General features: G+C 57.6%; 13 protein-coding genes. 1 reads left to right on the forward strand and 12 read right to left on the reverse strand.

Annotated features, from left to right (window positions below; translation table 11 throughout):
• Positions 1–76: 76 nt before the first annotated feature.
• Positions 77–940 (forward strand): hemagglutinin, encoded by an 864-nt coding sequence (locus OZX72_RS06650; protein ID WP_348519677.1) that lies wholly within the window; start codon positions 77–79, stop codon positions 938–940.
• 5 nt (positions 941–945) lie between these two features.
• Here the strand turns inward: OZX72_RS06650 and glnA are convergent, their stop codons facing one another.
• The 12 genes from glnA to OZX72_RS06710 form a co-directional block, all read right to left on the reverse strand.
• Positions 946–2,283 carry a type I glutamate--ammonia ligase gene (glnA, locus tag OZX72_RS06655; protein ID WP_277157900.1) on the reverse strand — a complete coding sequence of 446 codons (1,338 nt, stop codon included), beginning with the start codon at positions 2,281–2,283 and terminating at the stop codon, positions 946–948.
• A 226-nt stretch (positions 2,284–2,509) separates the two neighbouring features.
• Positions 2,510–3,166: a beta-phosphoglucomutase gene (pgmB, locus tag OZX72_RS06660; protein ID WP_277157901.1), complete on the reverse strand. Its 657-nt coding sequence runs from the start codon at positions 3,164–3,166 to the stop codon at positions 2,510–2,512.
• A 217-nt stretch (positions 3,167–3,383) separates the two neighbouring features.
• Positions 3,384–4,112, reverse strand: a complete 729-nt coding sequence (gene priA, locus OZX72_RS06665) for a bifunctional 1-(5-phosphoribosyl)-5-((5-phosphoribosylamino)methylideneamino)imidazole-4-carboxamide isomerase/phosphoribosylanthranilate isomerase PriA (protein ID WP_277157902.1) — start codon at positions 4,110–4,112, stop codon at positions 3,384–3,386.
• Between the two features lie 30 nt (positions 4,113–4,142).
• Positions 4,143–4,841 (reverse strand): imidazole glycerol phosphate synthase subunit HisH, encoded by a 699-nt coding sequence (hisH, locus tag OZX72_RS06670; RefSeq protein ID WP_277159396.1) that lies wholly within the window; start codon positions 4,839–4,841, stop codon positions 4,143–4,145.
• 215 nt (positions 4,842–5,056) lie between these two features.
• Complete coding sequence (locus tag OZX72_RS06675; protein ID WP_277157904.1) at positions 5,057–5,914, reverse strand: hypothetical protein; 858 nt, start codon at positions 5,912–5,914, stop codon at positions 5,057–5,059.
• Positions 5,914–6,516: an imidazoleglycerol-phosphate dehydratase HisB gene (gene hisB / locus OZX72_RS06680; RefSeq protein ID WP_277157905.1), complete on the reverse strand. Its 603-nt coding sequence runs from the start codon at positions 6,514–6,516 to the stop codon at positions 5,914–5,916. Before hisB ends, OZX72_RS06675 begins: the two co-directional genes overlap by 1 nt.
• Before the next feature lie 153 nt (positions 6,517–6,669).
• Positions 6,670–7,833: a histidinol-phosphate transaminase gene (locus tag OZX72_RS06685; RefSeq protein WP_277157906.1), complete on the reverse strand. Its 1,164-nt coding sequence runs from the start codon at positions 7,831–7,833 to the stop codon at positions 6,670–6,672.
• Between the two features lie 209 nt (positions 7,834–8,042).
• The gene (gene hisD / locus OZX72_RS06690; RefSeq protein ID WP_277157908.1) at positions 8,043–9,440 is read right to left on the reverse strand and encodes a histidinol dehydrogenase; all 1,398 of its coding nucleotides are present in this window, start codon (positions 9,438–9,440) and stop codon (positions 8,043–8,045) included.
• Positions 9,441–9,558: 118 nt separating this feature from the next.
• Positions 9,559–13,131, reverse strand: a complete 3,573-nt coding sequence (gene dnaE, locus OZX72_RS06695) for a DNA polymerase III subunit alpha (protein WP_277157910.1) — start codon at positions 13,129–13,131, stop codon at positions 9,559–9,561.
• Positions 13,132–13,211: 80 nt separating this feature from the next.
• Positions 13,212–14,138 (reverse strand): RluA family pseudouridine synthase, encoded by a 927-nt coding sequence (locus tag OZX72_RS06700; RefSeq protein WP_277157911.1) that lies wholly within the window; start codon positions 14,136–14,138, stop codon positions 13,212–13,214.
• A complete protein-coding gene (locus tag OZX72_RS06705) occupies positions 14,135–14,746 on the reverse strand; it encodes a signal peptidase II (protein WP_277157913.1) in 612 nt (203 codons plus the stop codon). The genes OZX72_RS06700 and OZX72_RS06705 overlap by 4 nt, the downstream gene beginning before the upstream one ends.
• A gap of 13 nt (positions 14,747–14,759) precedes the next feature.
• Positions 14,760–16,034, reverse strand: coding sequence for a DivIVA domain-containing protein (locus OZX72_RS06710; RefSeq protein WP_277157914.1), 1,275 nt, complete (start codon positions 16,032–16,034; stop codon positions 14,760–14,762).
• Positions 16,035–16,229 lie beyond the last annotated feature (195 nt).

Raw genomic sequence — 16,229 nt, forward strand, 5'->3', positions numbered from 1 at the left:
AGGGGCGAACGATAATATTGATATTGTGACATCATCTTCCAAATCCCGCAGCAGTTCCCACTCCCCCAACAAATTCATCGCCGTCTGTAAACGCAAGTGGCGCAAGGCCGGCGTTCCTGCAAAAGTGGGTGTGGTGTTCGGCGGCATAGTCGCGGTAATCTGCGTGATGGCGCTGGTCATGGCGCTGATTCGCGTGGTCCAATGGCATATTGAAGTAACCGACGCCCAGAAACGGCAGGAAGAGCTGGTCCAGAAATACGATTTCGACCCCGGCAATATCATCTCAGACGCACAGTTCTTCAATGCCGATGCCATGAGTCAGGCGGAAGTTCAGGCCTTCATCATCAAGCACGGCCCGAACTGCACCTCGGCCAACTGCCTGCCTGTCAAGACCTTTGACACCACCGACATCGCCGCCAACAGCCTGTGCAAGGCCTACAAAGGCGCCAAAGGCGAGTCCGCGAGCGCCATCATCTACAAATCCTCGCAGGCCTGCGGCGTCAGCGAAAAAGTACTCCTGACCGTCATGCAGAAGGAACAGCATCTCATCGGCTCGGCCAATCCTACCGATTTCCAATACAAGGCCGCCATGGGCCTGAGCTGCCCGGACGACGCCGACTGCGACCCACACTTCGCTGGCTTCTTCAACCAGGTCTATGGCTCGGCAAAACGCTTCAAGTATTATCAAGCCCACGAAAGCCAGTACGGCTATCACGCCGGCACGCTCAATTACGTGCAATATCACCCGAACAAAAGCTGCGGCGGCAGCCAGGTCTATATCCGCAACCAAGCCACTGCGCTGCTCTACGTCTATACTCCTTACCAGCCCAACACCGCCGCACTGGCCGCGGGCTTCAACGAGGGCGATTCATGCTCGAGCTACGGCAACCGCAATTTCGCCCTGATCTACGACAACTGGTTCGGCGACCCACGCAAATAAGGCAATCAGAGTTTCGGCAGGAACTTCTCCAGCTCGTAACGGGTGACCTGGCGGCGGTAATCGTCCCATTCCTGACGCTTGTTGCGCAGGAAATACTCGAAGACATGCTCGCCAAGGACTCCGGCGACGAAATCGGACTTTTCCATAACCTTCAACGCCTCGTCAAGACTTTCCGGCAACGGCTCGATGCCCATGGCCTTGCGTTCGGCATCGGTCAGGTCCCACACCGCGTCGCTGGTGGGTTCGCACAGCGTCATCTTCTGCTCGATGCCGTCGAGGCCGCTGGCCAAAAGCACCGAGAACGCCAGATACGGGTTGGCCACGGGGTCAAGCGCGCGATATTCCATACGCGCCGAATTGCCCTTGCCGGGCTTGTACTGCGGGATGCGCAGCAGCGCGGAACGGTTGTTGTGACCCCAGCAGACGTAACTCGGGGCCTCGTTGCCGCCCCACAGGCGTTTGTAGGAGTTGACGTACTGGTTGGTGATCGCGCTGATTTCGCGGGCGTGGTAAAGGATGCCGGCGGCGAACTGGCGGGCGATCAGCGACATGTTGAATTCCTGGCCGGCCTCGTAGAAGGCGTTGGAATCCCCTTCGAAAAGGCTCAGGTGGGTGTGCATGCCGCTACCCGGTTGGTCGGTCAGAGGCTTGGGCATGAAGCTGGCGTGGATGCCACGCTCGAGCGAAATCTCCTTGACCACAGTGCGGAAAGTCATGATGTTGTCGCTGGTCGCCATCGCGTCGGCATAGCGCAGGTCGATCTCGTTCTGGCCCGGGCCGACCTCGTGGTGCGAATACTCGACGGAAATGCCCATCTGCTCAAGCATGTTGACGGCGGCGCGACGGAAGTCCATCCCTGGGCTGCGCGGCACGTGGTCGAAGTAGGTGCCGTAGTCGACGGGCGTGGGCGGCACTCCCCAATCGTCCTGCTGTTGGAAGAGATAAAACTCGATTTCAGGATGGACGTAGAAAGTGAATCCCTTCTCCTTGGCTTTTTGAAGCTCCTGCTCCAGGACGTGGCGCGGGTCGCCGAGTGACGGCTCGCCGTCGGGGGTGAGGATGTTGCAGAACATGCGTGCGGTGCCTTGCGGGCCGTCGCGCCACGGCAACAGTTGGAAAGTGGAAGGGTCGGGCTTGACGATCATGTCGTCTTCGGAGACGCGGGTCATGCCTTCGATCGCCGAGCCGTCGAAACCGAGGCCTTCCTCGAAGGCGTCCTCAAGTTCGGCAGGAGCGATGGCCACGGACTTCAACGTCCCCAGCACGTCGGTGAACCACAAACGAATAAATCGCACGTCGCGTTCCTCAACGGTACGCAAGGCGAATTCTTGCTGTTTATCCATAGTCACTATGGTCTCACAGCATTATTACATTCCAGTTAAACGTTGGGTTGTCGGCAAGATTCAGACATTTTGCATTCGGCTTCAGGAACCTCGTTTCAAAACGGATCGCACATTCCTCATTTCATCGACTTGAGACAGCCAAAGGTCGGCCGATAGCAATTTCGATTTGCTGGGTTTCCGCCATTTTTAATTTGCTATCGACTGACCTTTTGTTTCATTTTTAGAATTATCGGCGCTCCCACGCGCTTTCGATATCGTCATATTTCAACGCGGCCGTGTTCGGCACCAAAAGCTTGGCGTGACCGAGCTCGTTCGGACTGCCCACACCCACCGAGAACGCACCGGCCGCATTGATGGCGGTGATGCCTGCGACAGAATCCTCCAAACCCACGCACTGATCGGGCTCAACGCCAATGGCTGAAGCCGCTTCAAGGAAAATGTCGGGGGCGGGCTTGCCGGCAGCCACCTTACTCGGGTCGGCGATGGCGTCGAAAGTATCCGAAAGCCCAAGCTTTTCAAGGATAAACGGTCCGTTCATACTCGCCGAGGCCAACGAGAGCTTGACCCCGTGCTGCTTCATCTGCTTGATGAGCTCCGGGATGCCCGGCAGAATATCAGCGGAAGTGAGCCCAGCCAGAAGCCCGCGGTAAGCCTCGTTCTTTTCGGCGGCCAACGCATCGAATTCCTTCTGCGGCACTGTGACACCGAGATAGTTCAGGATCACTTTCAACGAATCGACACGACTGACGCCTTTGGTCTTTTCCTCAAGTTCATCAGGAAGCTCGCGGTCGAAATGGTCTTTCACCAGCTTGCGCCAAGCCTGGAAATGATAGACGGCCGTATCGGCGATTACGCCGTCCAAGTCAAAAAGTGCGCCTTCCATTGATTCTCTCTTTCTTTGTATTCTTTACTTTTTAATGCGTGCATCCACAAGAGCATCTTACTCATGCGGATACATTGTATTGCCGATTTTTGAATGTATTACAGAAAAGTTTTACCGCGTATGAACCATTACGACGCTGACTTGACTTGTTCAAGCACCAACATCAATGTGGCTTACTCGATCACAAGCATCGGTATACGTTACAAGCCCAGCAGCACTACTTCTGCCCTGCCACCGTCAACGCTTCTTTCAACGTGAAGGCGTGAGCGTAGAGGGACTTGCCGAGAATCGCCGCATCAACGCCAACACTTTCGAGCTTCGCAACCGCACGGATATCGTCGAGGCTGGAAATGCCGCCGGAAGCGGTGACGTGGGCCGGCGTGCGTTCGGCGACTTCACGCAGCAACGTGAGGTTCGGCCCGTCCATCATGCCGTCGTGGGCGACGTCGGTGACCACGTAACGCTGGCAACCCGCCTTATCAAGCATGTCCATGGTTTCAAAGAGGTCGCCGCCCTTGCTGGTCCAGCCGCGTCCAGCCAACGTATGACCTTTGACATCGAGGCTGATGGCCACCTTATCGCCGTATTTCTTGATGATTCGGGCGGTCCATTCCGGATTTTCCAACGCTGCGGTACCGATATTGACCCGCGCTGCACCTGCTTCAAAGACGGCTTCAAGACTGGCATCGTCGCGGATGCCACCGCTCATTTCGATATAGACCTTGTCTCCCAGCTTCTCGCCGATTTCGCGTAGTTTCGAGCGGTTGTCACCGGTGCCGAACGCGGCGTCGAGATCAACCAGGTGAATCCAATCCGCCCCCTCGTCATACCACGTCTGCGCAGCCTCATACGGGCTGCCGTAATCGGTTTCGGACCCGGATTTGCCCTGACGCAGACGCACGGCCTTGCCGCCTCGGACGTCAACGGCCGGAAGCAATGTCAGCATGTTGTTCTCCTTTGAATCGAAAGATGTTGTCTACAGGGTCGCGGCCCAGTTTTTGAGCAGCTGGGCACCCGCCTGACCCGACTTTTCGGGGTGAAACTGGGTAGCCGAAAGTGGGCCACGCTCGTAAGATGTCACGAAATGGCTGCGTCCGTAGTCGCAGAACCCGACCTTTTGCACACTTACGTCATCAATGGAGGATTGCGCATGCCCGCGGTAACCGTCAGTTTGTGAGGCTGCCACACTTGACGCGGTCACAGGATTTTCGGGAACGGACGCGCTCATGGCGGCGTAGGAATGCACGAAATAGAAACGCTGATCCTCAAGCCCATGCAAAATCACCGAATCGTCGGGGGCACTGATGGTGTCCCAGCCCATATGCGGCACCACGTCGGCATCTACCAAATCCACACTGCCGTCGATTACGCCGAGGCCTTTGGCGATAGAACCGCCTTCCGTGCCCTGCGCAAACATGATCTGCAAGCCAACGCACACGCCGAGCACCGGACGCCCCGCCTTGAGACGTTCGAGAATAATCTGATCGCCGCCCACGGCCTTGAGCCCGTCCATGCACGCCGCAAACGCACCCACGCCGGGCACCACCAACCCGTCGGCTTCGAGCGCCTGCCGGCGATTGCTGGTCAGCGTCGGTTCAAGCCCGATATGCGCAAGCGCGCGCATCATCGAACGCACGTTGCCGAAGCCGTAATCGAACACCACCACTGCGGTCATTGCCATTCCCCGTTCCTCTAAGTTTGACGTAAGTTTGTTTAGATATGTCAAGTATCGTCCGGATTCAAGTATTCCATAAGAATCATTCACGATGCGATATGAAATGATTCAGCCGGAGAAATCGGCGGGTTCTCAAACCCGTCTGAGTGTTACTTCTTTACTTGTCCGTCTCTCAACCTCTTACCAGCTCGCATACCTTGTTGCCGAACCACCGCTTACTGAATGCTAGGTTTGCCACGGCCGTGCGAACGCGTGTGGTCGGCAATCACCCCAAGCGCCTTCTTGCGGTCGAAATCGGCGGTGGCCACAATGTGCTCACCCTGCTCCTTGAGCTCGGCGACAGTGGTGATGCCAAGCATCAGGTCTTCGACGCACCTGGGCGTGGTGGTGAAGAGCACCGGCGGAGCAAACTGCTGGCCCGGTTCGCCACTCATATAGAGCGTAGAGACGAGCTTGTCGGCACGATTGACCGAAAGCACGGCCGGCATGCCGTTGACCACTTGGGTCAGGTCCCTGGCCGCATTTTCCGGCGCGTCACCGTCGAGGTTATGCAGAATGGCGACGGCCCCGTTTTCATCAGCCATGCAATCGGCGGAGATGTCGGCAATCTGGCAGAACGCCGCGAGCAATTCCGAAGAAATCAGTCGGGTGATCAGGATGGCGACCTTCGCGCGGTTGCCGATAAGACCTTCCAACTCCTCGTCGAAGTCCATCTGGTCAAGCTCATCGGTGATCTTGCGGTCGGACTGTTTGGAGTCCTGACTTACGTCGGGCATACCGGAATCCGCAGGGTTTGACCGCGGGCTGGCATCACCGTTCTCCATATTTCCGGATTTCTTGCCCTCCGGATCGTCTTCGAATTCCTTTTCGAAACCGGCGAGCGCCGCCTCGAGTTCTTCGTCGCTGAACAGGCCGTCGTTCTCGTTGCCGGGATTATCAGAAGCGTCGGAACCGTTCACGTTGTCCGAACCTTTGGCATTATTGAATCCGTCAGCCTTGCCGGAACCGTTCCCACGGTCCCTGAAATCTTCGAAATCATCGGCTCGCTTATCGTCGTCACGGCGTTCGCTCATCACAGCGCCCCTTTCGTGCTGGGAATAATGCCGGCGATACGCGGGTCGGGCTCGACCGCAAAGCGCAGAGCGCGAGCCAGCGCCTTGAACTCGGCTTCGGCGATATGGTGCGGATCACGGCCGGCCAGCACCGTCATATGCAGGCAGAGGTCGGCGTGGAAGGCGATGGATTCCATGACGTGACGAACCAACGAACCGGTGAAATGCCCGCCGATCATGGCATATTCGAAGCCCTCGGGCTCCCCGGTGCACACCGCATACGGACGGCCGGAAATGTCGACAACAGCACGGGCGAGCGCCTCGTCAAGCGGCACGGTGGCGTCAGCAAAGCGACGGATGCCGCGCTTGTCGCCCAGCGCCTGCTTCAGCGCCTCGCCGAAAACAATGGCCGTGTCTTCCACGGTATGGTGCACGTCGATGTCGGTGTCGCCGCTGGCACGAATCTTCAAATCAATCAGCGAATGCTTGCCGAGCGCGGTCATCATATGGTTATAAAAAGGCACCGAGGTCTCGATGTCGGTTTGGCCGGTGCCGTCGAGATTCAGGCTCAGCTCCACCTTGGATTCGCTGGTTTCGCGTACTATCGTCGCCGTTCTTGCCATATCCGCTCCTTTATCGCTGGTTCACACACATCACAGGCCTTAACACCATCATAATTCATAGCGAAGTCAGGCGAAAACGTCCGGATACATCAGGGAAGAAACTCGACGCAGTGTTTACCGCTATTCTTCATTACACGAAAAATGCAATAACCACTATTCGTTTTCGAGTTGCGCCAAGACCTCCGTCAACGCCTCGCGGAAGCGGGCCATCTCCTCGTCGGTGCCCATGCACACGCGCAGCCAGCCCTCCGGCCCTACCACACGAATGAGGACGCCACGCTTCAGCAGTTCGTCGAAAATGCGTTCGCGGTCTTCGAACGATCCGCCGAACAAGACGAAATTGGACTGGGAATCCGCGACCTGAAGCGGCTTACCGTGCCAGGTCTGCGTTTTAAGCCACGCGGCGGTCGCCTCGCGGGTCTCGCGCAGGTGACGCACCTGGCTCAGCTGCTCGTCGATGTGCTTGAACGCGGCGAGCGCCGTGGCCTGTGTGACGGCGGAAAGATGGTAGGGCATGCGCACGATGCGCACACAGTCGATGATGCCTTGGTCGGCGGCGAGATAACCCACACGCGCACCTGCAAAAGCGAAGGCCTTGCTCATGGTGCGGCTGACGGCGAGGTTCGGATATTTCGCAAGCAGTTGAAGAGCAGTGGGCGTGCCAGGTGTGCGGAATTCGATATAGGCCTCGTCCACCACGACCACAGGGTGTACGCCTGCCGCCGCACCGTCCACCTTGGCGCTTTGAGCGGCTTTCAGCACCGCTTCGAGCTGATCCATCGGCAGAATGGTGCCGGTCGGATTGTTCGGGCTGGTCAGAAGGATAATCGACGGCTGCTCTCGATCAATGGCTTCCAGCAAAGCCTCAAGATTCAGCGAGAAGTCAGCGTTGCGCTCCACCGTAATCCACTTGGTGAATGTGTCGCGCGCATATTCGGGATACATCGAATAGGTCGGATTGGCACCCAACGCCTTGCGTCCCGGCCCGCCAAACGCTTGGAAGAGCTGGAGCATGATCTCGTTGCTGCCATTGGCGCCCCACAACTGCTCGACGCCAAGTTTCACACCAGATTCACGTGCGAGATAGTCCGAAAAGGCCTGACGCAGCTTGGTGTGCTCGCGGTCCGGGTAACGGTTGAGTGTCGGGGCAATCTTGCGCACGTCTTCGGCAATCTCGTTGACCACCGCAGGCGTGGGCTGGTACGGATTCTCGTTGACATTCAGACACACCGGCACGTCGAGCTGCGGTGCGCCATAAGGCACCTCTCCGATGAGGTCATTACGCAGCGGCAGATTCTGTGGAATCGAATTGGTCATGATTCATTCTTCCCTCTTCGCCGTCCGGCGATATATACGTAGATAATATAAATAATATATATTGTTAGCGGTTTTGCGGCCTTAGCGGCCAGAAAATCACCGGTTGATGAAACAAAATAATCGGGCAATCTCTACCGCTCCACAACAAAGCGGTTTTGCCGAAACCGAAAGCCGGAACAGCAAAACCGCTAAACGTTAATCAGGCAATCCTACTTGCGCAGGCCGGCCTTACGCTCCTGGTCCTTCAGCGTAGCCTTGTCATACGGATCGTCGATGAAACGGCTCAGCACGCACTCGCCATGAGCGGGCAAATCCTCGGAGACTGCGAAGGCGTTGATCAACGACGCCAGCGGCTTCAGGCCCTGCTCGTCGTATTCGATGACTTCGATCGGCTTCATGAAGGTGTGCACGCCGAGACCACAGGCGAAGCGGGCGGTGCCACCGGTAGGCAGCACGTGGTTGGAGCCGGACATGTAGTCGCCCAACGGGACCGGTGAATACGGACCACGGAAGATGGCGCCGGCGTTCTTGATGCGCTTGACGACCTCGTCCGGGTTCTCGGTCTGAATCTCCAAGTGCTCAGCGGCATAGGCGTTGGCGGCGTCGACGGACTGATCAAGCCCGTCAGTGAGGATGATGCCGGACTGACGACCGGTCAAAGAGGTGGCGACACGCTCGTGCGACATCGTGCGCGGGACGCGATAATCAAGGCTCTCCTGCACCTTCTTGGCCAGCTCCTCACTGTCGGTAATCAGTACGGAACCAGCGAGCTCGTCGTGCTCGGCCTGACCGATGAGGTCGGCGGCCACCCAGCTCGGATTGGCGGTCTTATCGGCCAAAATGGCGATTTCTGTGGGTCCGGCGACCGCGTCGATACCGACAATGCCGGAGACCATGCCCTTGGCCGTGGCCACGAAGATGTTGCCGGGACCGGTGATCTTGTCGACCGGTTCGCACAGCACCTCGCCATCCTGCGGCTCGCTTCCGTTGGCACCGTAGGCGAACATCGCGATGGCCTGTGCCCCGCCGACCGCGTAGACCTCGTCGACGCCGAGAATGGCACAGGTGGCGAGAATGGTCTTGTTGGGCAGGCCATCATTGTCGGCGCTCGGAGGCGTGGCAATGGCCAGCGACGAGACGCCCGCGACCTGGGCGGGCACGGCGTTCATGATTACGGAAGTAGGGTAGACTGCCTTGCCGCCAGGCACATAGAGACCGACACGTTCGACGGGAACCCAGCGTTCGGCGACACGAGCGCCTTCGGCCAGGTCGGTATAGAAGTCTTTCGGCACCTGCGAGGCGCAGACCTTGCGGATACGGCGCACCGATTCCTCGATGGCGGCGCGGACCTCGGGGTCCAGCTCTTCAAGCGCACTCTGCATCGCCTCAACGGGCACGCGCAGATGGTGCGGACGAATATGATCGAATTTCTCCTCGAAATCGCGCAAGGCCGCTGCCCCACGGGCCTTGACGTCATCGAGAATAGGACGCACAGCGCTGCTGGCTTCGTTCGTGCCCATTTCGGCACGAGGCATGGCCTCCAGCATCTGTGCTCGGGTGAGGCGCTTTCCGCGCAGATCGATAATTCGCATGGTGTTATTTTCCATACTTTTATATCGTATTCTGCACGATGTATCGAGATGAGATACAACTCACATTCTGAGATTCATTGTCTATCTGAACACGGGTTGTATCACCTCGCGTTTACGGCGCAAAGTGCTGCTCCTACGCTGCAGGCAGGCACTTCGGCCCGAAGAGAATCTTGATCTCGGCGAACAGCGACGTGTCACGTTTCACGCGGAACCTGTCGCCGAACGTCAACACCTTGGCGTTGCCGTCGGAATCCATAATGGCCAACCTGACCTCGCACATGCCGGGATGATTGGTGATGATCTTCCCCAGTTGCATGACATGCGGCCGGTTCAACGCGGTCTTTGGCAAGGTGAGCACCAACGGTCTTTCATCTTCCGCTACTAGGTTCGGGACGTTCATCTCGTTGGCGCGCATGCTCACCGTCTCGTCTCGCAACTCGATCTGACCGCGAATCTGCACCACCTCATCGACGGCCATCGATTCGGCCGCAGAAGTATAGGCGCGTCCAAAGAACATGCACTGGATGGAACTTTCCATATCCTCGATGGTGACAATGGCCCAAGGGTTGCCCTTCTTGGAGACGCGCCGATCGACGGAGGTGATAAGCCCTGCGATGGTGACCTGCTGGCGGTCGTCCATCTTCGGAGCACTGTTGATCAACTGTGCGATAGACATGTCTCGCAGGCTGTTCAAAACGGAAGCCATGCCGGAAAGCGGGTGGTCGGAAACGTAGAGGCCAAGCATTTCGCGTTCGAAGTTCAGTTTGGTCTTCTTGTCCCATTCCTCGATGTCAGGCACGCTGACCTGAGCGTCGCCCATCGCGTCCTCACCGGACCCATCGCCGCCGTCACCGTCTGATCCGAGGTCGCTGAACAAGTCGAACTGGCCTTCAGCCTGCTTGCGTTTGAGGCTAATCACCGAGTCGATGGCAGGTTCGTGAATCTGGAAGAGCGCACGGCGGTTCGGGTCGATGGAATCGAAGGCACCGGCCTTGATCAGCGATTCCACGAGACGCTTGTTGAGCACGCTCAATGGCACACGGCGGATGAAGTCCATGAAGTTGATGTATTTGCCACGCTTGCTCTCGCGCTCGGCGATGATGTCTTGCACCGGATTGTCGCCGACGTTACGGATGGCGCCGAGGCCGAAACGGATGATGTTGCCGACAGGGGCGTATTCGAGCCGGGATTCGTTGACGTCCGGCGGCAGCACCTTGATGCCCATGCGCCGCGCCTCCCCGAGGTAGAGCGCGGTCTTGTCTTTGTTGGTGCGTTCGTTCTGCAGCAGCGCCGCCATGAATTCCACTGGATAGTGGGTCTTGAGGTAGGCCGTCCAGTAGGAAATAAGCCCGTAGGCTGCGGAATGGGCCTTGTTGAACGCGTAACCGGAGAACGGCACGAGGATATCCCAGACGTCCTGCGCGGCCTTCTGAGAATAACCGTGCTCCTTCATGCCTTCGAAGAACGGCCCCTGCTCCTTGGCCAACACTTCAGGCTTCTTCTTGCCCATAGCGCGTCGCAGCACGTCCGCTCGGCCAAGAGAGTAGCCGGCCAGTATTCGCGCGGCGGACTGCACCTGCTCCTGATAGACGATCAGGCCGTAGGTCTCGTCGAGCACCGGGGCGAGCGCCTCGGCCACCTCGTCGTTAATCGGGGTGATGGGCTGCAAACCGTTCTTGCGCTTGGCGTAGTTGTTGTGCGAGTCCATATCCATCGGGCCCGGGCGGTAAAGCGCGATGAGTGCGGAAATGTCGTTGAAATTATCAGGCTTGAGGCTTTTAAGCAGCGCGCGCATCCCGTCGCCATCGAGCTGGAAGACGCCGAGGGTGTCGCCTCGGGTCAGAAGCGCGTAGGTCTCCTTGTCATCCAGCGGGATCTTGGTATAGTCGATAGGCTCCTTACCGTTGAGCTCGATGTTCTTCAGGGTGTCGCGGATGACCGTCAAGTTGGAGAGGCCGAGGAAGTCGTTCTTGACCAGCCCCAGCGTTTCGCAGGTATGGTATTCGAAGGTCGTGGTCACCGTGCCGTCGGTGCGTTCCAAAAGCGGGGAGGTATCGGTGATTGGCGTAGCCGACATGATCGTGGCGCAGGCGTGCACACCAGTCTGGCGAATCAGGCCTTCGATGCCCTTGGCCTCGTCGGTGATGCGCTTGGCATCGGGGTCGGAATCGTAAAGTTCGCGGAATTCGCGCGCTTCGGCGTACTTCTTGGAGGTCGGGTCGAACATCTCCTTGAGACTTGCATCCTTGCCGTTCTTGCTCGGCGGCAGCGCCTTGACGATGCGGTCGCCCACGGAGAATTCATATCCCATGATTCGTGCGGAATCCTTGAGGGCCTGCTTGGTTTTGATGGTGCCGTAGATGACGCACTGGGCCACCTTGTCGTGCCCGTATTTGTCGGCCACGTAATCGAGCACCTTCTGGCGGCCTTCGGGGTCGAAATCGATATCGATATCAGGCAGCGAGACGCGCTCGGGGTTGAGGAATCGTTCGAAGATCAGGCCATGCTTCAAGGGGTCAAGTTCGGTGATGCCCATCGCGTAGGCCACCATCGAGCCTGCCGCGGAGCCACGGCCAGGGCCGACCATCACACCGTGTGTCTTGGCCCAGTTGATGTAGTCGGCGACCACGAGGAAGTAGCCGCAGAACTGCATCTGGCAGATCACGCCGCACTCGTAATCGGCCTGTTTGCGCACGTTGTCGGGCACGTTGCCGTCGTAGCGTTTCTCGAGGCCCTGCTGCACGTCGTGTAGGAAGAGCGAAGTCTCATCCCAGCCGTCCGGGCAATCGAAGAGTGGCATGAACGCGCCGTCTTCATGATCATCGAACATGACGTTGCAGCGTTCGGCTACTTCCAGCGTGTTGTCGCAGGCCTCGGGAAGGTCTTTGAAGAGAGCCCGCATTTCCTCAGCGGATTTGATGTAGTAGCCGGAACCGTCGAATTTGAATCGATCCGGATCGTCCAAGTGCGAGCCGGAGTTGATGCAAAGCATCGCGTCCTGCGAACCTCGGTCGGCTTCGTGAACGTAGTGGGAATCATTGGTGGCGATGATGGGGGCACCGAGATCTTTGGCGATCTTGAGCAGGTCGGCAGAGACGCGCTTTTCGATTTCCAGATTGTGATCCATCAGTTCGACGTAGAAATTATCTTTGCCAAAGATGTCCTGCAACTGATGCGCGGCACGCAAGGCCTCCTTGTATTGGCCAAGACGCAACCTGGTCTGGACGATACCCGACGGGCATCCGGTGGTTCCGATGACGCCCTTGTGATAGGTCTGAAGCACGTCATAATCCATACGGGGCCACTTGCCCACACGGCCTTCGAGATTGGCCACGGACGAGGCCTTCATCAGGTTGACCAACCCCTCGTCGTTTTCGGCCCAGAGCGTCATATGGGTGATAAAACCGCCGCCGGAGACGTCGTCGCTGCGTTGGGCTTCCGTGCCCCAGTGCACGCGGCCCTTGTCCGTCCTCGAAGTTTCCGGGGTTACATAGGCTTCGATGCCGATAATCGGCTTGATACCGGCATTTACAGCCGTGCTCCACATCTCGTAGGCACCGTGCATATTGCCGTGGTCGGTGATGCCGATGGCCGGCATTTCGAGTTCTTTGGCGCGGTTGACCAAATCGGGAATCTTGGACGCGCCGTCGAGCAGCGAGTAATGCGTATGGTTATGTAATTGAACAAAGTTTCCCGAATGAGCCATGCTCTCCACGATACCGAGCCGGTCAGACGCTGAAAGCCTTTAGCGAACCATGCTCACTAGATGCTATTTACTATCAAAACCTATTCTTTTTCACGCTTATCTTCGCGCACGACGCTCAGCGCATGCTGCAAATCGGCGGGATAGCGGGATTCTACCACTGTGCGGACGTGGGTGCGGGGGTGCTTGAATTCCAAACGCATGGCGTGCAGCCATTGGCGGTTCAGGCCCAGGCGCTCGGCCAGCACGGGGTTCGCGCCGTACATCGGATCGCCTACCAGCGGATGACCGATGGATGAGAAATGTACACGAATCTGGTGGGTGCGGCCGGTTTCGAGGTTGACGCTCACGAGCGTCGCCTCGCTGAAGCGCTCCAGCACATCCCAGTGAGTAATTGCTTTTTTGCCCAGCGGCGTGACGGTGAAACGGAAATCTGAGACTTTCGCCCTTCCGATAGGCGCTTCGATAGTCGCTTTGTCATGGGTCAAGTTGCCCTGTACCAAAGCGTGATAAATCTTGGTGACTTCGTGATGGGCGAATTGGCGACGCATCTCGCGATAAGCCAAGTCCGATTTGCATACCAGCATGAGCCCACTGGTGCCGACGTCGAGTCTGCTGACGATACCTTGCCTGCCAGGAGCGCCCATGGACGTGATGTGCACTCCGCGGGCCAAGAGGCTGCCGAGCACCGTCGGCCCCGTCCAGCCCGCAGAAGCATGCGCGGCGACACCAACAGGTTTGTCGACCACGACGACGTCGTCATCTTCATAGACGACGGCCATGCCTTCAGCCAGCGGTTCCGGTTCCGGCTGTTTTTCTTCGATGTCGAATTCGACGGTATCGCCGCTCAACAGTGTGCCGGATTTTGAAATCTTATGTTGGAGGACACTCACTTCGCCGGCCTCGATGAGTTCAACAGCCTTGGACCGCGAGACACCTAGCATTTTCGCCACGGCCACGTCGAATCTCTTGCCGATCAACGCATCGGGTGCTGGCACCAAGCGGCTCATCGACCGTCCGCCCCTCTATCCTCTACAGCTTTCACCGGTTCTTCCTGGATGTTCTTACGGTCTTGGCTATCATTGGAATTGTGGGCATCGCCGCTATCGTCGCTGTCTTTGATGTCTTTCGCGCTGAACGGCACGTTGACCAACAACAGGATGATGATGAGAACGGCGGCAATCCCCAGTTCAATATCAGCCACATTGCCTACGGACCAGCCATAGTTGAGGAAATCCACTACTTTTCCATTGAGGAACCCATGTGCGAAAATCACCCGGTCAATGAGATTACCGAAAGCCCCCGCAAAGGCGATAATCAAAGCTGCCGTCCACCACAGCGAAACCGTGGTCAATGCCAGATACACCAGCGCCACGCAGGCTACCAGCGCGAAGCAGGAAATCAACCATGTGACCGACGAACCCATCCCCAGCGATGCCCCGGGGTTATGAACCAACGTCAGACCCAAAAATCCGGGTATAACCATGACGGTCCTGCCATCACCGAGAGCGGCTTGCGCCCATAGCTTGGTAAGGCGGTCGAGCAAAAGCGCTACAACCGCTACGATAACGAAAACGGCCACACGAGTGCGCAGCCGTTTAGGTGATACATTTTTCATATCGATGGCCGAATCAGTTCTTGGCTTCTTCCATCTTGTTGTACGTATTCGTATCGCTGACCTGGGAGACAAGCTGGCCCAAGAATTCGGTCAGGCGGGTACGATATTCGGTCTCGAACTGCTTGAGGCTCTGGATATTGGCCTCAATGACCTTGGACTGAGAAGCGAGGTTGTCACGCACCTGCTGGGCATAGGTCTCGGCAGCGGAACGTGTCTTCTGATCGTACTCGGCAGCACGACGCTGAACCTCGGACTCGTAGTTGTCGGCCGAAGTATGCTTCTGCGTGGAGTAATCGTCAGCGGCGCCACGGGTCTTCTGTGCATACGCATCGGCCTCGGAACGGGTCTGCTTGGAATAGTCCTCAGCCTTGCCGCGAACCTGCTTGGAGTACTCATCGGACTCGTTGCGGGTGCGAGTGGAATAATCGTTGGCCTTGTTGACCAGTTCCTGATACTTGGTCTGGCTGGCGTCGGTGATTTCCTTGGCCTTGGCCTTGCCCTTGTCGACATACTGATCGTGCAGCTGCATGGCGAGCGTCAGCATGGCGGTCGCGCGCTCAGGCTCGCTGTTGGCTCCAGCCGCGGCTCCTGCGATCTTCTGCAGGCTGCCGGTCTCGGTGCTCGGTTCAAGCTTGGAGACCTGGGCACGCAGCTGGTTCTCACGCTGCCTGGATTCCTCGAGCTGGCGGGAAAGATCGCGCATCTGCTGAGTCTGCTGGCTTGTGCTGGAAAGCTGCTTCTTGGCCTGCTCAAGCTCACGGGAGAGCTTCTCGTTGCCGCTGCGGAATTCGTCGCGCTCGTGTTGGACGGCGACAAGCTGATTGTCGATGTCCTTCTTGCCCTGGGCCTGCGCGGCCTGGGCGGTAAGCTGATCGATCTGAGCGTTCAGGCGATCGACCTGATCCTTCAGCTGCTTGTTCTGCTCGGCCAGCGCCCTGTTGCTTTCCTCAGCCTCTGCAAGCTTGGAGGCATCAACGCTTGCCGTTGCAGCCTGATTGGCAGCCTTCTGCTGCTGGCTGGCCGCCGTCTTCAAGGTTTGGTTCTCACGGCTAAGGGTCTGAACCTGACTGGTCAGATCCGAAATCTTGGAATTGAGCTTGCTGACATCCGGACCGAGCGACTGCGTCGACTGTCCGTTGCCGTTTGCCATAGCCTGCTTGCCGAGAGCTTCAACGGTCTCGGTGACCTGATCGAGGAAGTCATCGACCTCTTCGACATCGTACCCTTCTTTAAAACGTACGGTTTGGAAGGCATGTTCCCTGATATCTTTCGGCGTTAACAGTGCCATAAACTTTTACACCTCACTTTGGGCATGATGCCTCTGATTTTTGACTCTTGAATAGATGTTATACCATACAGTCTACCGTCAGTTTCGGGAATCCCGCATAGATACTTGCTATAAGTTTGTCTATTGTTCCCATGAAACCTGTTGCGAAGAGGAGAATCCGCCATCGCTCTGCTCGGTCCCGAGGCCTTGCGAAGA

The sequence above is a fragment of the Bifidobacterium sp. ESL0769 genome, from assembly GCF_029395495.1.
Taxonomy (GTDB): Bacteria; Actinomycetota; Actinomycetes; order Actinomycetales; family Bifidobacteriaceae; genus Bifidobacterium.

Excerpts from the sequence above, each read along its gene's own strand:
- pgmB (WP_277157901.1), bottom strand. The coding sequence starts at position 3,166 with ATGGAAGGCGCACTTTTTGACTTGGACGGCGTAATCGCCGATACGGCC.
- OZX72_RS06710 (WP_277157914.1), bottom strand. The coding sequence starts at position 16,034 with ATGGCACTGTTAACGCCGAAAGATATCAGGGAACATGCCTTCCAAACC.
- OZX72_RS06675 (WP_277157904.1), bottom strand. The coding sequence starts at position 5,914 with ATGAGCGAACGCCGTGACGACGATAAGCGAGCCGATGATTTCGAAGAT.
- hisD (WP_277157908.1), bottom strand. The coding sequence starts at position 9,440 with ATGGAAAATAACACCATGCGAATTATCGATCTGCGCGGAAAGCGCCTC.
- dnaE (WP_277157910.1), bottom strand. The coding sequence starts at position 13,131 with ATGGCTCATTCGGGAAACTTTGTTCAATTACATAACCATACGCATTAC.
- OZX72_RS06705 (WP_277157913.1), bottom strand. The coding sequence starts at position 14,746 with ATGAAAAATGTATCACCTAAACGGCTGCGCACTCGTGTGGCCGTTTTC.
- hisH (WP_277159396.1), bottom strand. The coding sequence starts at position 4,841 with ATGACCGCAGTGGTGGTGTTCGATTACGGCTTCGGCAACGTGCGTTCG.
- glnA (WP_277157900.1), bottom strand. The coding sequence starts at position 2,283 with ATGGATAAACAGCAAGAATTCGCCTTGCGTACCGTTGAGGAACGCGAC.
- OZX72_RS06685 (WP_277157906.1), bottom strand. The coding sequence starts at position 7,833 with ATGACCAATTCGATTCCACAGAATCTGCCGCTGCGTAATGACCTCATC.
- OZX72_RS06700 (WP_277157911.1), bottom strand. The coding sequence starts at position 14,138 with ATGAGCCGCTTGGTGCCAGCACCCGATGCGTTGATCGGCAAGAGATTC.
- priA (WP_277157902.1), bottom strand. The coding sequence starts at position 4,112 with ATGCTGACATTGCTTCCGGCCGTTGACGTCCGAGGCGGCAAGGCCGTG.
- hisB (WP_277157905.1), bottom strand. The coding sequence starts at position 6,516 with ATGGCAAGAACGGCGACGATAGTACGCGAAACCAGCGAATCCAAGGTG.